This is a genomic window from Armatimonadota bacterium (genome assembly GCA_023511795.1).
Taxonomy (GTDB): domain Bacteria; phylum Armatimonadota; class UBA5829; order DTJY01; family DTJY01; genus JAIMAU01.
In genome coordinates this window covers 1-19,622 of sequence record JAIMAU010000018.1, presented here as the reverse complement: position 1 = coordinate 19,622, position 19,622 = coordinate 1, and the positions used below count along the sequence as shown (strand labels likewise).

At 46.3% G+C, this 19,622-nt stretch carries 22 protein-coding genes; 15 read left to right on the top strand and 7 right to left on the bottom strand.

Annotated features, from left to right (window positions below; all coding sequences use genetic code 11):
• The first annotated feature begins 384 nt into the window (after positions 1–384).
• From K6T99_11330 to K6T99_11305, 6 genes are all read left to right on the top strand, one after another.
• The gene (locus K6T99_11330; protein ID MCL6520413.1) at positions 385–1,188 is read left to right on the top strand and encodes a metallophosphoesterase; all 804 of its coding nucleotides are present in this window, start codon (positions 385–387) and stop codon (positions 1,186–1,188) included.
• A 303-nt stretch (positions 1,189–1,491) separates the two neighbouring features.
• Positions 1,492–3,351: an N-acetylmuramoyl-L-alanine amidase family protein gene (locus K6T99_11325; GenBank protein MCL6520412.1), complete on the top strand. Its 1,860-nt coding sequence runs from the start codon at positions 1,492–1,494 to the stop codon at positions 3,349–3,351.
• The gene (locus tag K6T99_11320) at positions 3,348–3,917 is read left to right on the top strand and encodes a GerMN domain-containing protein (protein MCL6520411.1); all 570 of its coding nucleotides are present in this window, start codon (positions 3,348–3,350) and stop codon (positions 3,915–3,917) included. Before K6T99_11325 ends, K6T99_11320 begins: the two co-directional genes overlap by 4 nt.
• Positions 3,907–4,776, top strand: coding sequence for a glutamate racemase (murI, locus tag K6T99_11315; GenBank protein MCL6520410.1), 870 nt, complete (start codon positions 3,907–3,909; stop codon positions 4,774–4,776). Before K6T99_11320 ends, murI begins: the two co-directional genes overlap by 11 nt.
• A complete protein-coding gene (rph, locus tag K6T99_11310) occupies positions 4,731–5,456 on the top strand; it encodes a ribonuclease PH (GenBank protein ID MCL6520409.1) in 726 nt (241 codons plus the stop codon). The genes murI and rph overlap by 46 nt, the downstream gene beginning before the upstream one ends.
• Before the next feature lie 57 nt (positions 5,457–5,513).
• Positions 5,514–6,119: an XTP/dITP diphosphatase gene (locus K6T99_11305; protein ID MCL6520408.1), complete on the top strand. Its 606-nt coding sequence runs from the start codon at positions 5,514–5,516 to the stop codon at positions 6,117–6,119.
• 34 nt (positions 6,120–6,153) lie between these two features.
• Here the strand turns inward: K6T99_11305 and K6T99_11300 are convergent, their stop codons facing one another.
• The gene (locus K6T99_11300) at positions 6,154–6,567 is read right to left on the bottom strand and encodes an NUDIX hydrolase (GenBank protein ID MCL6520407.1); all 414 of its coding nucleotides are present in this window, start codon (positions 6,565–6,567) and stop codon (positions 6,154–6,156) included.
• A gap of 185 nt (positions 6,568–6,752) precedes the next feature.
• Between K6T99_11300 and trpE the strand changes: the two genes are divergently transcribed.
• The 9 genes from trpE to recO all read left to right on the top strand — a co-directional run bounded on the left by trpE (position 6,753) and on the right by recO (position 15,005).
• Positions 6,753–8,234: an anthranilate synthase component I gene (gene trpE, locus K6T99_11295; GenBank protein MCL6520406.1), complete on the top strand. Its 1,482-nt coding sequence runs from the start codon at positions 6,753–6,755 to the stop codon at positions 8,232–8,234.
• A gap of 89 nt (positions 8,235–8,323) precedes the next feature.
• Positions 8,324–8,893: an aminodeoxychorismate/anthranilate synthase component II gene (gene pabA, locus K6T99_11290; protein ID MCL6520405.1), complete on the top strand. Its 570-nt coding sequence runs from the start codon at positions 8,324–8,326 to the stop codon at positions 8,891–8,893.
• Between the two features lie 144 nt (positions 8,894–9,037).
• Positions 9,038–10,063: an anthranilate phosphoribosyltransferase gene (gene trpD / locus K6T99_11285; protein ID MCL6520404.1), complete on the top strand. Its 1,026-nt coding sequence runs from the start codon at positions 9,038–9,040 to the stop codon at positions 10,061–10,063.
• A complete protein-coding gene (gene trpC, locus K6T99_11280; GenBank protein MCL6520403.1) occupies positions 10,060–10,866 on the top strand; it encodes an indole-3-glycerol phosphate synthase TrpC in 807 nt (268 codons plus the stop codon). Before trpD ends, trpC begins: the two co-directional genes overlap by 4 nt.
• 19 nt (positions 10,867–10,885) lie before the next feature.
• Positions 10,886–11,500 carry a phosphoribosylanthranilate isomerase gene (locus K6T99_11275; protein ID MCL6520402.1) on the top strand — a complete coding sequence of 205 codons (615 nt, stop codon included), beginning with the start codon at positions 10,886–10,888 and terminating at the stop codon, positions 11,498–11,500.
• On the top strand, positions 11,481–12,710 hold the full coding sequence (gene trpB, locus K6T99_11270) for a tryptophan synthase subunit beta (protein MCL6520401.1): 1,230 nt from the start codon (positions 11,481–11,483) through the stop codon (positions 12,708–12,710). Before K6T99_11275 ends, trpB begins: the two co-directional genes overlap by 20 nt.
• A complete protein-coding gene (gene trpA, locus K6T99_11265; protein ID MCL6520400.1) occupies positions 12,707–13,507 on the top strand; it encodes a tryptophan synthase subunit alpha in 801 nt (266 codons plus the stop codon). The genes trpB and trpA overlap by 4 nt, the downstream gene beginning before the upstream one ends.
• Positions 13,508–13,527: 20 nt before the next feature.
• Entirely contained in the window at positions 13,528–14,241 is a 714-nt protein-coding gene (deoC, locus tag K6T99_11260; protein ID MCL6520399.1) for a deoxyribose-phosphate aldolase, read from the top strand.
• Between the two features lie 5 nt (positions 14,242–14,246).
• Complete coding sequence (gene recO, locus K6T99_11255; GenBank protein MCL6520398.1) at positions 14,247–15,005, top strand: DNA repair protein RecO; 759 nt, start codon at positions 14,247–14,249, stop codon at positions 15,003–15,005.
• On the opposite strand, the gene K6T99_11250 is transcribed toward recO, so the two are convergent.
• From K6T99_11250 to K6T99_11225, 6 genes are read right to left on the bottom strand one after another with little or no spacing between them, the layout of a single operon-like run.
• Positions 15,006–15,701, bottom strand: a complete 696-nt coding sequence (locus tag K6T99_11250; protein ID MCL6520397.1) for a cytochrome C biogenesis protein — start codon at positions 15,699–15,701, stop codon at positions 15,006–15,008. It abuts the gene before it with no gap.
• 2 nt (positions 15,702–15,703) lie between these two features.
• Positions 15,704–16,630, bottom strand: a complete 927-nt coding sequence (locus tag K6T99_11245; GenBank protein ID MCL6520396.1) for a thioredoxin family protein — start codon at positions 16,628–16,630, stop codon at positions 15,704–15,706.
• 13 nt (positions 16,631–16,643) lie between these two features.
• Positions 16,644–17,294, bottom strand: a complete 651-nt coding sequence (locus K6T99_11240; protein ID MCL6520395.1) for a thioredoxin family protein — start codon at positions 17,292–17,294, stop codon at positions 16,644–16,646.
• A 33-nt stretch (positions 17,295–17,327) separates the two neighbouring features.
• Complete coding sequence (locus K6T99_11235) at positions 17,328–17,561, bottom strand: thioredoxin family protein (protein ID MCL6520394.1); 234 nt, start codon at positions 17,559–17,561, stop codon at positions 17,328–17,330.
• 26 nt (positions 17,562–17,587) lie between these two features.
• Complete coding sequence (locus tag K6T99_11230) at positions 17,588–18,760, bottom strand: permease (GenBank protein MCL6520393.1); 1,173 nt, start codon at positions 18,758–18,760, stop codon at positions 17,588–17,590.
• A complete protein-coding gene (locus tag K6T99_11225; protein ID MCL6520392.1) occupies positions 18,757–19,614 on the bottom strand; it encodes an arsenite methyltransferase in 858 nt (285 codons plus the stop codon). The genes K6T99_11230 and K6T99_11225 overlap by 4 nt, the downstream gene beginning before the upstream one ends.
• Positions 19,615–19,622 lie beyond the last annotated feature (8 nt).

The window sequence follows — 19,622 nt, the reverse complement described above, 5'->3', positions numbered from 1 at the left end:
CATAGCTGAAAACCAAAGCCATCAGTGGCTAAGTATGACTTGCGGATTGGCTCGGCCATTGCTTTTCATCTGAAAGAAGCCGTTCTACCTCAGAAAGTTGGAATAATCACATGATTACTTCGGTATTTTGAGAACTTTTTCCTTTACATCTCCGAACTGCATATTTAATTGAAGAAAACCATTAAAAGTTTTGCTAAAAGAGAAATCTAGCACCGACGTAAGTTGCCACTTCTGATATAATTAGATAAAAATGCTCGGCGACTGAATCAACTGCCGAAGTGGAAAGGAACGCTTAGAATGCAGCGCAGAGTCCTCTTTACCCCAATCATTATTTTTTTATTGATTATTCTTCCGATTTCATCTTATGCTTGGAAGTTCGTCTCCATGGCGGATAGCCGGGGAGACGATAATGGTGTAAATATGAAGGTGTTTTCGGCAATAATCGACCGCGTTAATGCCGAAAAACCTGATTTAGTCATTTTCCAAGGCGATGCGGTTAGCGGTTCAAAAGATCCAAAGGTGCTAAGTTCCCAAATGGATACTTGGCTTTCTGTTATGAAAAAGCTAAAATGCCGCTGGTACTACGTCCCCGGCAACCACGAAATTCGCTCAGCCGCCTGTGAAGATGTTCTTCGGAAGAAAATCGACCAGCCGCTCAACGGCCCGCCAGGGCATAAGGAATTGGTTTTTTCATTTAACCACAAGAATGCCCATTTCGTTGGACTGAACAGCTATCATCCAGGGGAAACCCATCGCGTTCAAGTTGAATGGCTTGCGCAAGACCTAAAGTCGACGAATAAACCTCATATTTTCGTAATGGCGCACGATCCAGCATACCCGGTGGGTCCGCATATCAAGAGCTCACTGGATGCACATCCTGATGAGCGCGATGCATTCTGGAAGCTGATGGAAAAGGCGGGTGTTAGGATATATTTCTGTGGCCATGAGCACCTGTATAAGCGGTCGCGTCATGGAAACATCTTTCAAGTGATAAATGGCACGTGCGGAGCGCCAATTTATAAAGGTGAGGATGCCATTAGCAAGTATCATTATGTAGTAATCGAGGTTGATGGCGCAAAGGTTAAGTGTAAGGCGAAGGATATAGAAGGCAAAATATTTGATTCGTGGGAGTATTCCGTGGCAGTTCCAAGCAGCTCGGAAGCTAGTGGGTCTTCGTGTCAGCCCTAAGTAATTTTCTGAAGTGAATGAAATAGGGAGGGCTAGCGAAATATACAAGCCCCACTGGACGAGCGTCTAAGTGTATGATATAGTGTTTGCACGAACATCCAGGCGCAGGTGGAAAAATTATACTTAAGTCTATTGCCTGGGTTATTCTAAGCCAGAATTTATAATGCGGGGAATCTACAGCCCCGTCATCATTGGCGAGGTTCATGCTGCTATTGAAAACGGAGCATGAGCGGTTGAACGGAAAATGGGAAAAAGGGAAGGTAACCATTTTTCTTTTCCACTTTATCCCATGGGGTGAAGGCATTGCAACACAAGGTGCAGCGCGCACTGCTTCTGTTAATAATTCTCATTTTAGTGGCCCAAGGGTTTCTCCTCGCAGAACCAATTAAACTTGTAATCGCTGGGCATAATACTCACTTTGCAATCCAACCAATCCGCGAAGAGAGTAACGTTTATGTTCCCCTTGCCTCTCTAGTTGCCCTCGGTGCAAGGGGTTCTTTGGTGGGTGAACAGCAGGATGAATGTCAGGAAGTCGAGATAACCTCTGCAAGCGGCCAGAAGTTCACCTGCAAGGCGAAGATTTTCAATGGAAACCCTATGATTCCAATACAAGATATCGCTGAAGAGCTAGGTGCAGTAACCTTCTGGAACGAGAAATCGAAAAGCCTAAGCATACGCGCACGCATTGAATGCATTGAATTTGATGGCTCCCGCTTGGTTGTGAATACAAGCTATCCGGTAACTTACAAGGTGCTGCGGTGGGCCTCAGAGAAAAAGCTGATTCTCGATATATCCGGGGTTCATATGCCATCAAGTATAGAGCATCTGACGAGAAACTCAACTTCTATCAGTATCCGAACGGGTATTCGCGAGGACGGCGAAACCGGCCGGATAGTACTCGACCTTCCGCACGCGTTCCAGCACAAGACGTTGAGTGCGCCAAAGTCAATGAAAATTGTGGTTTCTATAACGCCTCCTGTTGCCACTTTAAAAACAGAAGGGGATTCTAATGTCATTCCTGCAGGTAGGGTTGCAACATTAGGTGGAGAGCAGGAAAATAATAATAATTTCAAGCAAAATCAAGCTAATGGCAACATCGAAGTGGAGATTACTCCTTCTCCGCCAGTTATGAAGTCCGATGCATCTGCGGACACAACCAAGTTTGCAGTAAAACCTCCACCTCCTCCTGCTGAGATAATCTCGATTATTTGTCATAACCGAAGCCCAAAGAGCATAGAGCTGGAGGTTCGTGCTAGCAAGCAAATTCAATACGAGACTTCATTGCTTAGGCATCCAGACCGAGTGTACCTAGATATAAAGAACGCGGTCCTTGCGTGCAATTTTGATGGATGGACGGAAGAGCACCAGTTGGTTAGGAGTGTTCAGGCTGGACAGCAAAATGGTAATTTAGTAAGGATATCCCTTGAGTTAACTCGAGTTGCCGCTCCTGAAGTTAGATTGGATAAGGCTTCAAACAGGCTACTCATGAAACTTGAGCCCCCCAAATCATCGGGCGGAACGCTTGCATCAAAGGTGATAGTAGTAGATCCTGGCCACGGTGGGCCAGGGCAGGCTGGAAGGGGGGCACTAGGATGCAATGGTAGCTTAGAAAAAACCATCAACCTTGAAATTGCCAAACGTGTCCACCATTTGCTGAAAAGTGAAGGTGCCTGCTCGCTGCTTACGCGGGATGATAATGATACCTATTTGGAAGTTTCCGCAAGACCTGAGTTTGCTAGGCGGCATTCTGCCGACATTTTTATTAGCATTCACAATAACTCTTGTGGTAAGATGAACTCAGTTTCCGGGACAGAAACCTACTTTCACAAATGGGATCCGGATTCTCGGGCGCTTGCAACATGCATTCACACAGAGGTTGTAGCGGTTACAGGTTTACCAGATAGAAAGGTGAAGAGCGACCTTTGGCTCTATCAGAGTGGACTTGGAGTATTACGTGGAGCAACTGCTTATGGAATTCCTGCGGCTCTAATAGAGGTCGCCTATTTAAACCATGCGGGCGACGAAAAACTACTAAACGATCCGGACTTCCAACAAAGAGTGGCAGAGGCAATTGTCCGTGGGTTGAAAGTATATGTCGAAGGAAGTACCCAGGAATCACAAACGGCAAAAAAACCGGTATTGGTAACCGAGGAGGCTAGGTGAAAAGTAAATCCTTTGCAATTCTAGCAATTTTAACTTTTTTGGTTGCAGTGGCTTTTGGAGTTTATATGGCAAGCCAGCAGAAAGAATCCTCTACTCCTACAGTTCCTCCTACAGCTAGTACACAGCCAGAGCAGCCTAAGACAGTTAAAATTTTCCATGTAAAAATAGAAGACAGCCGACCAAAACTCAGGCCTGTAAATAAGCAAATATCTGCTAAAGAAGACCCAATTGAGGCCGCACTAAGACTACTTGTCGAGCAGGGAAACGGTAAAGATCCGTCGAACCCAATTCCTGAAGGAACAAAGCTGCTGGGAGTTGAAGTGAAAGATGGGCTGGCGATTGTCAACTTCAGCCATGAATTTCGCGATAACTTCCAAGGCGGTTCTACGGGAGAGGCTCTTCTTATTGGTGCAATCTTGCGCACGCTGGGCCAATTCTCGGAGATACGCCAGGTCAGCATTCTAGTCGAAGGAAAGCCAATAGGTAGCCTAGGTCACCTAGACCTATCCGGCCGACTTGACGTAAACTCTTCAGGAATGGGGTTCAACAACGAGATTGAAAAGTAAAGGCTCGATTGGGGTTTTCGATTCGGGAGTTGGTGGGCTAACAGTTGTTAAACAGATTTCACAAAAACTTCCTCGTGAAAATGTTATATATCTTGCCGATGAAGCACATGTTCCTTATGGCGAACGTCATCCCTATGAGATAATCAGCTTTGCACTTGGAATCACTAGATTCCTCATAGAACGCGGCGCCAAATTAATCGTAATGGGCTGTAATATGTCTTCTGCACTCGCACTTTCTCCCGCACGTAAGCTTTTTCCCGATACGCCGGTTATTGGAGTAATTGAAGCGGGAGTTCGTGCTGCACTCCGAGTATCCCGTGATGGCAAAATCGGGGTTTTGGCGACGACAGGCACAGTAAATACGCATGCATATCGGGATGCCATTCTGCGCCTTAACCCATCTGCTATGGTTGTTGAGCAGGCGTGCCCGAAATTTGTGCCCCTTGTCGAAGCAGACATGGCAGATTCCGAAGAAGCTGAGTCAGCGGCACATGAATATATGAAACCGTTGCTATCCGCGGACTGTAGCACTATAATACTTGGATGTACACATTATCCGTTTTTAGCTGGTGCCATCAGCCGAGTTGCTGGCAAGCATATAACGCTTATCGACCCAGCCGAAGAAACTGTCGTAGAGGCAGCAAACCTGCTAAGTAGCAGTAAGTTGCTGGACTTTTCAGGGGACGAACCTTCCTATATTTTTTTTACTACAGCAAAAACAGAAAAGTTTGCTGACTTGGGAAGTAAATTTCTCAATAGGGAAATTCAAAACTTGGTCGAGGTAAGCTGGGGAAAAGAATTGGGAGCAGTCGAATGGCAAGAGAAGACGGTCGAGCAAACGACGAAATCCGCCCTGTGAAAATTACCAGAGGATATATACAATATGCTGAAGGGTCGTGCCTCATTGAGATTGGCAACACGCGCGTCATTTGCACAGCTTCTGTGGAGGAAAAGGTCCCGCCATTCCTGAAGGGTTCAGGAACTGGGTGGGTTACAGCCGAGTATGGCATGCTACCACGTTCGTGCCGAACTCGGAATGTTCGCGATATATCGCGGGGCCAACTTGCAGGTCGAACAATGGAGATACAACGCCTAGTTGGCCGCGCCCTGCGATCTGTGGTTGATTTAAAAGGATTAGGTGAGCGTACAGTTTGGATGGATTGTGACGTCATTCAGGCGGATGGCGGTACTCGAACAGCTTCAGTTACAGGAGCATATGTGGCTCTCGTGGAAGCAGTTGACTGGCTAAAAAAGGAGCAATTGATTAAAACATCAATTATAACAGACCAGCTTGCGGCAATAAGCGTTGGAATCGTTGGCGGTGAAGAGCTCCTCGATTTGAACTATTCTGAAGATTCGGTTGCAGCGGTAGATTTAAACCTTGCAATGACAGCAAGCGGCAAGATTGTCGAAGTACAAGGTACTGCAGAAGGTATGCCTTTCTCGCGCCAAAAGCTGGGTAAACTGCTTGATTTGGCGGAGAAGGGCATAAAGGAACTCTTTGAGATTCAAAAATCGGTACTTGGTAATCTTATTTAAGGCGAAAAGGATATAGTTTTTCCATAACTTTGATTTTTACTGTCGAAAGAGTTCCCCATGCGCGAAATCGTTCTCGCAACAAGAAATCTGAAAAAGGTTGAGGAAATCCGTGCTATGCTTGCCGATCTACCGATTCGGATACTCTCCCTTGCTGATTTTCCTGGAATACCAGAACCCCAGGAAACAGGCGCAACTTTCGCTGAAAATGCCACAATTAAGGCGCTTGAAGCAGCAAAAGCCACTGGGAAAGTTGCTCTCGCGGATGACTCAGGCCTAGAGGTTGACGCACTCGGTGGTCGACCAGGCGTACTTTCGAACAGGTTTGCCGGACAGGGAGCGAGTGACCGCGATAAATATATGCTCATTCTTCAGTTAATGGATGGCGTGCCAGAGGGCAAGAGGACTGCAAGGTTCCGCGCGGCAATAGCGATTGCTAGGCCAGATGGATACACAGTGGTTGTTGAGGGCACTTGCGAGGGCCGTATTGCACACGAGCCCAGGGGCGAGTATGGCTTTGGGTATGATCCTATCTTTTTCCTCCCAGATATTGGCAAAACCATGGCTGAGCTTCCTCCCGCGGAGAAAAACAAAATAAGCCATCGGGCGAAAGCAATCCAAGCAGCCAAGCAATTGTTAATCGAGATGATGGAGAAAAATGGTTAGGTTGTGTTGATATCTCCGCACACTGATAGGATTTTTAAAGAACTTTCGTTTGCTTCAGCCGAGACATTAGGAACGTCGAAAGCTCATACTCGCCAACTTGCTCAATTGGCACCCATCGCACTTGTACGGCGTCATCGCCTGGGATTAGCTTTCCACCAACAGGCTTTGCAAAAAAGTCAATAATGACATAGTGATATGCTACGTTGCCTGCTTCATCACGAACAATGAGGTCGAAAACTCCTGCAATTTTACCCACCTCTACATCCAAACCGGTTTCCTCTCGAACTTCTCGCTTAACGGCTTCCTTGAGTGGTTCACCCCATTGAACGCTGCCGCCAGGAATCGACCATTTGTCTTTGTTTGGTTCGGCTCCACGTCTTATAAGTAGCAACTTTCCTTCTTCCACGATAATGGCAGCTACTGCAGGTATGGGCTGTTTGCCTTCCATTTTTGCACTCAGATTAGCATCCTCCGTGTCCTATTTTGGCAATTATACCACACATGTGCTTGGATTTTTAGAAGCAATGCCCTACGGACATTGACCAGCATACATTATTTCTGCTACAATACGGAAACAACATGATGGTTGGAAAGCTTAAGCTAAACCAACCTCTTGAAATTGGAGAGCCGGGCATGTATTACCCCACTAAAGAGGAATTTATTCGCCGGTCGGAGTTTGGGAATCTAGTTCCCGTTTACCGCGATATAATCGCCGATATGGAAACGCCAGTTTCTGCCTACCGGAAGATCGCTCGTGGAAAGTATTCATTCCTTCTTGAAAGCGTGGAAGGCGGCGAGCGTCTTGCAAGGTACTCATTTCTCGGCACAGACCCTTTCCTAGTTTTTAAAAGCAAAGGCCGTGATGTGCAAATTATCCAACGCATGAGGGCAGATAAAGTTACGCTGGAGCAAGGCCAAGACCCACTCCATATTCTTAAGAACTTGCTTTCAAAGTACAAGTGGGTGGATGATCCAACACTTCCTAGGTTCTGCGGTGGTGCTGTTGGATATATCGGCTATGATATGGTCCGGTTCTTTGAGGAACTGCCAGACGATACTATTGATGATTTAAATATCCCGGATTGCTTCTTCATATTCACCGACATATTTGTCGTTTTTGACCATCTAAAGCATAGGTTGAAAGTTATCTGCAATCCTGAGGTTGGTTCGGACCCGGCGACAACTTATGACTTAGCCGTGGAGAAAATCGAGGAAATTGTCCAGCGGTTACGCCAGCCTCTATCATTATCAGAAAAGCCAGCAGAGGCTCCCTCCGATTTGAAGCCGTCGGCGAACATGACGCAGGAGGAGTATGAGAAAGCAGTTGAAATAGCTAAGGAGTACATCAAAGCTGGCGACGTCATTCAAGTTGTGCTTTCACAGAGACTGTCAGCACCGCTCAGCGCGGATCCTTTCGATGTATATCGTGCGCTACGCTCAGTGAACCCATCTCCTTATATGTATTATCTCTTCTATGATGACGTAAAGTTGATTGGTTCGTCGCCCGAAATTCTAGTGACCGAAGACAGGGGAGTGGTTACTACACGCCCGATTGCGGGAACGCGGCCCAGGGGCAAGAACGATGAAGAAGATAAGGCATTGGAGAAAGAACTTCTTGCCGACGAAAAAGAACGAGCTGAGCATATCATGTTAGTAGACTTAGGTCGCAACGACATTGGCCGCGTCTGCAAATACGGTACGGTGACCGTTGACGAGCTAATGGTTATTGAACGCTACTCCCACGTTATGCATATAGTCTCGAACGTCCGGGGCCAACTTGCCGATGGCTTAGACCAGTTCGATGTGCTCAGAGCGACGTTCCCGGCAGGCACGGTCTCCGGAGCGCCAAAAATTCGTGCAATGGAAATAATCGAAGAGCTTGAACCAACTAAGCGCGGAACATATGCTGGCGCAATCGGCTACTTTAGTTTCTCTGGAAATATAGATACGTGCATCACCATCCGCACAATTCTTGTTAAAGATGGAATCGCCCACATGCAGGCTGGCGCTGGAATTGTTGCCGATTCTGTCCCGGAGCTAGAATACCGCGAGTGCATGAATAAAGCTGGGGCATTAATGAAAGCCATTGAACTTGCTGAAAAAGGGTTAGATTAGACTGGCTAAGAGGTCTGAAACAAGGAAATAGGTATTGTTGCAAAAGCTGAGTAATTGCTTGTTGGGTATTTTTATTTGGAGTTTTGCCGATGATTCTAATGATTGATAACTACGATAGCTTTACTTACAATTTAGTGCAATATCTAGGCGAGATGGGCGAAGAGCTCAAAGTTTTCCGAAACGACAAAATAACAATTGAGGAAATTGAACACCTTAAGCCAGATAAAATCGTGATTTCGCCTGGGCCGTGTAGCCCGAAAGAAGCGGGTATCTCTGTTGAAACAATCAAGCACTTTGCCGGAAAGGTTCCCATCCTGGGCGTATGCCTTGGCCATCAAAGCATCGGATATGCATTTGGCGGTGATATAGTTCGGGCTGAGCGACTAATGCATGGAAAAACTTCGATGATTTACCATGATGGCAAGGGCATTTTCAAAGACGTGCCAAATCCATTTCGAGCAACTAGATACCATTCCCTCATCATCAAACGCGAAACTCTTCCGGCTTGCTTGGAAATCAGTGCAGAGACCGGCATTGGCGAGATTATGGGCATTCGGCATCGGGAGTTTATAATCGAAGGGGTACAATTCCATCCTGAATCAATCCTCACAGAGCACGGAAAAGAACTGCTCAGAAACTTCTTGGCAATGAAAGTGTAGCTCTAAAGACATTCAATGAGGAAGGGGCAAAAGAGGCTTTAGTGCAAATTGTATGACCACCCTAAGGGAAAAATATATGAAGTATTTAATCAAACAATATAAGTAATATTGTGAAAAATTTCTATCCTGGGTGAGGGGGATTGCATGATTAAGGAAGCTATAAAGAAAGTCGTTGAGGGGATTGATTTAACAGAGGAAGAAGCCGCTGCTGTCATGGAAGAGATTATGGACGGTGCTGCAACGCCGTCCCAAATCGCAAGCCTAATCACCGCTTTGCGAATGAAGGGAGAAACGGTTGATGAAGTAACTGGCTTTGCGCGGGTAATGCGGGAGAAAAGCGTTAAGATACCCACGAAGTGTGAGCCAGACAGCTTGGTTGATACGTGTGGAACAGGGGGCGACCATCTGAACACTTTCAACATCTCCACGACCGCTGCCTTCGTAGTTGCAGGTGCCGGAGTTGCAGTTGCCAAACATGGAAACCGCGCCATGTCAAGCAAATGTGGAAGCGCAGACGTCCTGGAAGCACTTGGGGTAAATATTAACCTCTCTCCCGATAAAGTAGCAATGTGCATAGATAAAGTCGGCATTGGCTTTATGTTCGCACCAGCGCACCATCCTTCGATGAAGCACGCGGTCGTCCCGCGTAGAGAAATTGGCATACGCACAGTGTTTAATATTTTAGGGCCATTAACGAATCCAGCCGGCGCAAAGAGGCAGCTCATCGGGGTCTCGGAGCCACGTCTTACCGAGCTGATGGCAGCAGCACTCCGGAGGCTAGGTAGTGAACGCGCAATAGTAGTTCATGGCTTCGATGGTATTGACGAACTATCAACGCTGGGGAAAACCAAAGTCACTGAGCTTCGAAATGGTGTAGTAGAAACGTTTGAAATATCCCCAAATGACTTCGGCTTAAGTAGTACGACCGTTGAAAATCTAACCCAAGGTGAGGAAGCCTCTCAGAGTGCGAAGATTGTTGAAGATGTCTTGAGAGGAGTGCCAGGGCCCAGGTTAGACATTGTTGCTCTGAACGCCGGCGCTGCTCTAATGATCTCTAACAAAGTACCAACAATACAAGACGGAATAGCACTAGCTTTAGAATCCATTCACTCAGGCAGGGCATTTGCAGCGTTGGAGGGACTTAGGAGGCTAAGTCAGGAGCTGGCATAGGGTTGATCCTCGAAAAAATCCTCGCAGACAAACGTATTGAAATTGATTCCCGAAAGTCCCAATGGCGGATAGATGAACTTAAAACAAAGGAAACTTCTCCGCCAAGGGATTTTCGCGCCGCTCTTGCTGTACAAAAATCATCCGCCGGCCGTGGACCTTCTTTGATTATCAGGTTAATCGCAGAGGTAAAGAAGGCATCACCTTCAAAGGGCTTGATTAGGTCGGATTTCGATCCAGTAGCAATTGCGCGAGCATATGAGGAAGCTGGTGCATCTGCAATATCGGTTTTAACCGACGAGAAATATTTTCAAGGGCGGCTTGAATATCTCACAGCTGTGCGCAACGCCGTAAATCTTCCGGTGCTGAGGAAGGATTTTATTATTGATGCTTTTCAAGTATATGAAGCACGAATGGCACAAGCGGACGCAATATTGCTTATAATGGCCGCACTCTCGAAAAGCCAACTTGCAGAACTTATGGCGTTGGCGTCTGACCTCGGAATGGCTTGTCTTGTCGAAGTTCATACAGCAGAGGAGTTGGAAGTGGCACTGGAATCTGGAGCTGAAATTATTGGCATTAACAATCGAAACCTTCAAACTTTTGAGACGAAATTGGAAACCACGGTTGAGCTTGCAAAAATGGTTCCTGGAGATCGAATATTAGTGAGCGAGAGTGGCATATTTACTCGCCTCGATGTTGAGCGGTTAATGGAAGCTGGTGTGGATGCCATTTTGGTTGGAGAGTCTCTTATGCGCGAGCCGGACCCAAGGGTAAAGGTAAGGGAGTTGCTGACTTCGGCGTGAGTAGTGGGCAAGTTAGCGAATGAAAGTAAAAATTTGCGGAATAACGAATATTGAAGATGCAGTATTGGCTGTAGAATCTGGAGCAGATGCTATTGGTTTTGTCTTCGCTGAGAGCCCAAGAAAAGTTGGCATAGAAGAAGTTTGCCAAATTAAGGAAGTAATCCCATCATCAATAATCACCGTGGGCGTTTTTGCAAATCAAACCGCGGATGAAATATCGCAAATAATGAAAGAGACCGGGCTTTCTAGCGCTCAAATCCATGGCAGTTTGGATTCATTAGAGCCTCAGTTTGGAATTATTCGTGCGCTGAGGGTCAAATCTGTCGATGATATAAACCAAGCCGCTAAGGACCCCATCCTAAGCATTTGCTGGGCTATTCTACTTGACACACATGTAGAAGGTAAAATGGGAGGGACGGGCAAGACATTCGATTGGAATCTTGCCAAAGAAGCCAGAAAACTTGGTAAAGATATAATTCTTGCTGGTGGGCTCAATCCTAGCAATGTCTCAGATGCTATTAGAATAGCTTGCCCCGACTGGGTTGATGTTTCCACAGGGGTGGAAGCATACCCCGGCAAGAAGAGTCATGAGAAAATCAAGGAGTTTATTAGAAATGCAAAGAAATGCGTTTAATGTTCCCGACAGTCTGGGGCACTTTGGTGAGTTTGGCGGAAGGTTTGTCCCTGAAACTTTGATTCCGGCCCTCGATGAGCTGACCAAGGTATATGAGGAGGCAAGATGCGACCCCTCCTTCCAAGAAGAGCTTGATTACTATTTAAGGAATTATATTGGAAGACCGACGCCGCTCTATTTTGCCGATAGAATGACTCGTGAGTTGGGTGGTGCGAAAATATACATAAAGCGAGAGGACCTCTGTCACACAGGCGCTCACAAAATGAATAACACAATGGGCCAAATACTTCTCGCCAAACGAATGGGAAAGCCAAGAATAATCGCCGAAACCGGGGCTGGTCAGCATGGAGTAGCCACAGCTACAGCTTGTGCTTTGTTCGGCTTTAAGTGCGAAATATATATGGGCGAGGAAGATGTACATAGACAGGCTTTGAATGTGTTTAGAATGCAACTGCTTGGGGCTAAAGTAATTCCAGTAAAGTCGGGAACTCGCACTTTGAAAGACGCAATGAGCGAAGCGCTCCGAGATTGGGTAACAAATGTTAGGAGCACACACTACATAATTGGGAGCGTTGCAGGTCCACATCCTTATCCAATGCTAGTGCGCGACTTTCAGTCGGTTATTGGAAAGGAAGCCAGGCAACAGATTCTTGAATGCGAGGGTCGGCTTCCAGATTATATAATTGCTTGCGTCGGTGGAGGCAGCAATGCAATGGGCATATTTCACCCATTTGTTGCCGATTTGGAGGTTAAGTTTATTGGCGTCGAGGCAGCTGGACGCGGGCTGGATACTGGCCAGCATGCCGCTACTCTAGTCGCCGGGTCAAAAGGAGTGCTCCACGGAGCTAGAAGTTACTTGCTTCAAGATGAGGATGGTCAGGTTTGCACGACTCACTCTATTTCAGCCGGCTTGGACTATCCTGGGGTGGGTCCTGAACATAGCTATTTTAAAGAAATCGGTCGCGCCGAGTATGTCGCCGTTCCTGACCGTGAAGCATTAGAGGCTTTTGAGTGGCTGGCAAAGACTGAGGGCATTATCCCGGCGCTTGAGCCAGCGCATGCTTTTGCTTATGCACGCAAGTTTGTTCCAGCTCTGGACAAAGACAAAATTGTGATAATAAACTTATCTGGGCGAGGTGACAAGGACGTCGAGACAGCCTCGCAGTACCTGACGCACATCAAGCCTCCAATAGAGGAGGTGGCAAGATGACGCGTCTTGTGAAACGACTTACTGAGTTGCGAACCGCTGGCGAAGGAGCATTAGTGTGTTTTGTTACAGCGGGCGACCCAGATTTGCAGACTTCGACCAAGATAGTTCTAGCACTTGCCCAAGCAGGAGCAGATATTATCGAATTGGGTATACCTTTTAGTGATCCAATTGCGGATGGTCCAAGTATTCAGGCGTCTTCAATGCGCGCGCTTTTAGCTGGAACCACAGTGCGTGGCGTGCTTGGTCTCGTGCGCGACGTGCGCAAGACTTCAGACGTCCCGCTTGTTCTAATGACATATTACAATCCTGTGCAAAGATATGGTCTAGAGCAGTTTGCCTGCGATGCAGCTGATGCAGGTGCAGATGGCGTGATATTGACCGATCTTACTGTTGAGGAATCCGGAGAATGGAAGAAGGTTGCTGAGCACCATGGCTTAAATACTATATTCTTGTTAGCGCCGACAAGTACCGATATAAGAATTAGGAAAGTTGCCAAAGTCGCCTCCGGTTTTGTATACTGTGTGTCTAGAACTGGCGTTACGGGGGAGCGAACTGAGCTAGCTTCTGGCGTTAGCGAACTTGTTGCCCGAATAAAAGCCAGCACGGACCTTCCGGTTCTTGTGGGATTTGGTGTATCAAAGCCGGAACACGTTCGCGAGGTGTGCAGTTATGCCGATGGTGCTGTCGTTGGCAGCGCACTAGTTAACCTAATTGCGGAGTATGGAGGTTCCGCTGAACTTTTTAGTCATTTATCTAAAATGGTAGCGGAACTGAAAGCCGGAACAAAAGTAAAGTAATTTTTTTTGGAGGTTTACGGTTGTATACAAAGGAGCAGTTTTCAAAGCTCATCGACAACACCTTTCTAAAACCCGCAGCAACCCGGGAAGAGATTATTAAGTTTTGTGAGGAAGCAAAGCGTTATCACTTTGCAGCCGTCGTTGTTTTTCCTTTCTGGGTTCCTTTGGCTGTACGGCAGTTGGAAGGTTCGGATGTTAAGGTTTGCACCCCAATTGGTTTTCCATTTGGTGCTAACACAAGGTCTACGAAGGTTTACGAGGCTAGGAATGCTGTCACAAATGGTGCAGAGGAACTCGATGTTGTGATGAATATTGGAGCCTTCAAGTCAGGCGATTACGATTTTGTTCAAAGAGAGCTTGCGGATATAGTCGGAGCCGCAAGGCTTTCTGGTATAACTGAAGATGCCAAGCGAACGTTGGTAAAAGTTATCATCGAAACCGCATACCTTACCCGCGAGGAGAAAATTAAGGCTTGTGAAATAATCCGCGATGTTGGAGCTGATTTCGTTAAGACCTCGACTGGCATGGCTCCGGGTGGGGCTACCGTAGAGGATATCCAACTTATCCGAGAAATTGTTGGCCCTTCGATAGGTGTGAAGGCTTCCGGCGGAATTAGGACTGTAGAGTTTGCGATGGATTTACTAGATGCAGGTGCCAGCCGGCTTGGCACGAGCACGGGAGTTGCGCTTGTGGAAGCCTACGATCCGGAGGAGCTACTGAAGGCGAGCAGATAGCAAGGGTGCCTTTATATACCGCTAATGCAATTGTTCTGCGACGGATTGACTTTGGGGAGACCGACCGTATAACCACGCTCTATACCCGGGAGCTTGGAAAGATATCCGCTATTGCTAAGGGCGCTCGCAAACCCATAAGCCGCCTTGCAGGTGCCACTGAAACGCTTACCTATGCAAAGTTTCAGCTTGCAACCGGTAAAACGCTCGACGTAATTACTCAGGTGGAGGTTCGTCATTCGTTTCCCCGGGTACGAAGCAACCTGAGGCAATTAGCCTATGCTACTTATTTAGCCGAGCTTATTGAGCGATTTGTTGAAGAGCGAGAGCCAAATGCTGACATGTTCGACCTGCTCCTTTCCAGCCTTTACTTGCTGGAGAGACTAAACGACCCTGAGAAGATCGCCCACATGTTCGAGCTTCAATTTATGAAGCTCCTAGGTTACGAACCAACGCTCGATAAGTGTGTTCGCTGTCGCAAGCCGCTGTCCGAAGGAGAGGTGTTTTTTAGTCCATCACTAGGTGGCGTTGTATGTCGAATGTGCGGTCCTTTACCAGAGGATGCCATCCAAATTTCTTATTATACGGTTGAAATTATGCGAAAACTTCTTCATGCGGAGGCGCCAGAGGTAGAAAAAATGGAAATTTCACCGAACATCATGGAGCAAATTGGCCACATAATGCAATGGTATATACGATATCGCTCGCCAGCCGAAATAAAAAGCTTAAAATTCTTTCAGATGCTAAAGTCTAACTCGAGCGAATAATCAAACTGTTTTGTAAATCATGTAAACGCCTGCCAAAAGGATTAACGCCCCGCAAATTCTCTTTAGTGTCTGCGTGCCCTTCGATTCCTCGCTCCAATTAAGATATCCTTCAACCAGCTCGGTCGAAGTGCCAATCAGCACGATAACCGAACAGTGGCCAATGCCATACGCTAGTAGAAGCAGTATTCCATATGCCAAATTAGCAGTGGCTACTTTGAAAGTTACGCCAAGCATTGGCGCCATATAGGCGAACGTGCATGGACCGACCGCAACCCCAAATACCAAACCCAAGAAAAACGCTGCAAAGAAACCTTTACTCTTTACGGAGATTGAGGGCCCAGACCAAGGAATCGAGATTACGTCAAGCAAATAGAGGCCTACGATAAAAAAGATGGCTGCTACTATATAGTTCCCAATTGGCCCGACGTCGCCCATTAGGCGACCAGCGGATGCGGTTATGACGCCTATGAGTGCAATCGTTAATAATATTCCAACAGCAAAAAACAGAGCTATCACAAACGCTTTTCTTGGCGTTGTTTTTCCTTGCTTGCTGATAAATCCTACAATAAGAGGGATGCTTGACAGATGACAGGGGCTCAGCACGATGCTGAGCACGCCCCAGATGAACGCAGCTGTCAACGCAACAGCCGGGGTTCCTTCAACAGCTTGCGTGAGTGTGGTAAATAATTCTCTCATATTCAAATGAACCCTAATTCTTTGAATTTTTTGATAATCGAACTTTTGTCAAAATAGCCTACGTGCCTGAAAAGTTCCTTGCCAGTTTTGTCATAGAATACCTGGACAGGAATTGCGGAAATCCCATACACTGCACCAAGTACTTGCTCTTTTCCTACGTGGACGAAGACAATGTTAATCTTGCCTTGATATTCTTTCTGAAGCCCAGCTATGATTGGCTTCATCATTTCACAAGGCCGGCAGTTTTCTGAACCGAAGTTCACCATCGATGGTTTGCCGGAACGCCGAGTTTTCTCAACTGGATTTTTAATCCATTTTTGATATTGTTGGTTGGCCCAAAGGGTCGAAATTTGAATTTTGTGGCGCTCGCTGATTGAATTGATAAAGTCGTTTACAGCTTTAGCTCGCTTTTCATTTTCGAGATAGCTTTTTATGCTTGGTTTAGCTTGTTCAAAGGTGGAATTGCCAAAAAAACTGCGGTTTTCGTTAAAAAAGTTTGTCGCTTCATCATCGGATACTTTTATATCACCTAAGTAGCTATTCATGTATTTCTCGACCAGGTCGCTGTCTGAGTTGGAAGTTATTCCTTTACTGGAAGCCCACTTTTTTGCATCGTTAGTAATCAATCTGCGAATAGCTATTTGTTCGAGCATAAAGAATGGGTACTTCGAAAGCTGGCTTTGTGTTTCCTTTGGAGCTTTGGCAATTTCATTCGAAATGTCCTTTGCAGTTATACTTATGCCATCAGCAACAAGTATAGCGCCTCCCTTTAAAGAGGTGACAGTGGCTTTGCTTAAAGGACCGCTTGACAAACCTGGAAACCTAGATTCGATAGTTGTCGTGTTTTTGTTGCTCTGCCCAAATGCCGTGTCCAATATCAATGCAACTGCAACAAGCATGAGGCTTAGAGCCTTTAGACGTAAAATCATCAGTTGGACTCCTTTATAGTTTGATACCGTGCTCCTTAAATCTAGCGATTATCTCTTCTTTTGGATAGAAACCTGTGTGTCGGAAGAATTCCTTGCCTTTTTCGTCATAAAACACTTGTGTTGGGATAAGCTTTACGCCGAACTTCTCCGCCGCCTCGGGATTCTTTTGCAAGTCTATAAAAACAACCTCAAGTTTGCCTTTGTATTCCTTGCTAAGCTCATCCAGGACAGAGATCATCATCTTACATGGAATGCATTGTTCAGAACCAATGTCCACGAGCTTAGGAAGATGCTTTGTGGATGGTTGGTTAGGCTTTGATTGCATCGAGGATTTTGTTTGGGTAATTGTTTGTACTTGCTTTGTTTGTTCTGACTTCTCACTTGTTTTTGCTTGAGCGTTTGCCTTTGAAGACTCAGCAAGCTTTGCGTCGTTTTTCTCAGCAGATACATCAACCTCAGGCTTGGTTTGACTTGGTTGATTCACGGCTTCTAGTTTGGACTTAGGTAGTTGTGGCTCTGGAGAACTGTCAGAGTTTATTTTTACGACAGTGGTTTCTTTTTTAGGTGCGCCAACTTTTTCACTATGGCGCGACTTGACTGCGACTGCTCCTACAACAAGAGCAATAAGTGCGATGACGATAAAGATGCGCCATGTGGTGCTCATCGTTTGCTGACCTCTTTTCTTAGAATGCGGGATTTAGGCTTTTAGAAGCTTTACAATTTCATCTGGGCCCAGTACTTTGCCGGCTGAAACAACCTTGCCGTCAATAGCAAGTCCTGGGGTCATCATTATACCGAACTTGGCGATTTCTGTAATTTGGGTAACTTTTTCGATTTCTGCGTCAATTCCGGCTTGTTTGACGGCTTTTTCCACATTTTCGGTAAGTGCTTTGCATTTCGGGCACCCAACACCCAGAATTTGAATTTTCATATTTATCCTCCTATGAATAAAATTGGTTATGCTGTGCTACCAAAAATCAGCCCAGCTACCGTAGCTGTTACTACAACTATTGATACGTAAGCAATCGTCTTCTTTGTTCCGAGAATGCTGTTTATTACGAGCATGCTTGGAAGACTGAGCGCAGGGCCCGACAGCAATAGCGCCAATGCTGGCCCCTTGCCCATGCCTGCGCCAAGGAGTCCTTGCAAAATGGGCACTTCAGTGAGTGTTGCAAAATACATAAGAGCTCCTGAAACGCCAGCGAAGAAGTTGGCAAAAAGGGAATTTCCTCCTACCAGTGATGCTACCCACGTCGAGGGTATCAAGCCTTCATGACCAGGTCTTCCAAGCAAAAAACCAGCAGCCAATACGCCGGCAAATAATAGTGGCAAAATTTGCAGGGCAAAGTCCCATGTAACAGATGCCCACTCTTTAAGTTCTTCCTTCTTAAACCATTTCTTTAAGATAACGGCAAGCAATATGAGCAAAACACCCGAAATTTCCCACTTCAACTGGTATATTGTTGCCCACACGCCCCTATTAACAACAGGACGTCCCCAGTTTGCAAATACCAGGATTCCAATCATCACTGCAAAGTATATAGCGGTCTTCCAAAGTGGTCGTGCTTCTTTAACTTCGCTTACGAGGAATTCCTCAGCTTGAACTGCTTTTGCTTGCTCCTCTTTTAAGAATAGAAGATGCATTAGACTTCCAACTATGAAAGCGAATCCGATGGCGCCAATCGCGCGCGCAGCACCCATTTCAAATCCAAGAACCCGGGCCGTCAGTATAATGGCAAGTACGTTGATTGCCGGTCCACTGTAGAGGAATGCGGTTGCCGGACCGAGACCTGCACCTCGCATGTATATCCCTGCAAACAGGGGCAGAACTGTGCATGAGCACACGGCTAGAATTGTGCCTGATACAGACGCAACAGAATAAGAGAGTAGTTTATTAGCCTTGGGCCCAAAGTATTTCATTACTGAAGCTTGACTCACAAACACTGCAATCGCTCCAGCAATAAAGAAGGCAGGGATTAAACAGAACAACACGTGCTCCCGCGCATAATCGTGAAGTAACGCAAATGCTTCGATGAATGCTCTCCTTACACGTGGTGAGTCAATCGGCAGGAAATATACTGCCAGGAAAAAGCCAGCTAGCCATGCGAATTTCTTAAGATTTGAGCTCATTGTTTTGCTTCCTTTTCGGGTTTAGTTGCTCGAATGAAAGCACTAACAAATGCACTTGTAAGCTCCTCAATGCCTTTTTCGCCAAGTTCAGTTATTACCTCTGGAGGGATAATCCCCTCAGCATCGTGTGCCTGATATGTCCTCACAATCTCAATTTCTGGATTTGCGAAACCAGCTGCTTTAAGCTTTTCCTTATATTCGTTCATCTCAAGTGCTCCGGCTATGCACCCAGCCCAAAGCGCAAGGTTCTTTCGTACGACATCATCGACTGGTCGAGTTAGAACTATGTCGGCTACTGCAAGGCGGCCCCCGGGCTTCAGAACTCTGAATGCTTCAGCAAATACACGATCTTTGTCGGTTGATAGGTTGATCACACAGTTGCTGATTATCACATCTACTGTGTTGTCTGGAAGCGGAATATTCTCGATATTCCCTTTTAGGAACTCGACGTTGTCGATTCCTGCTGCTTGCTGGTTTTGTCGAGCAAGTTCAAGCATTTCATCTGTCATGTCAAGTCCATAAGCTTTTCCTGTAGGACCGACTCTCCTAGCTGATAGAAGAACATCAATTCCACCGCCACTGCCTAGGTCAAGTACAACTTCTCCTGGGTTTAGTTGGGCAAGCGCAACCGGATTCCCACAGCCCAGCGAGGCAAGCAGTGCCTCTGTGGGAATGTCTTTTGTCTCTGCTTCATCATAGAGACCTTGTGTTATTGCATCTGCGCAAGCATTGCTGGCACAGCATGAGGCTCTCTTGTTGTACTTGGCATTCGTTGCAATCTGACCATACTTCATTTTAACGAACGCTTTGATTGAATCTCTCTCATTGGTATCGTTATTACAGCAGTTGGACATTTGAATAC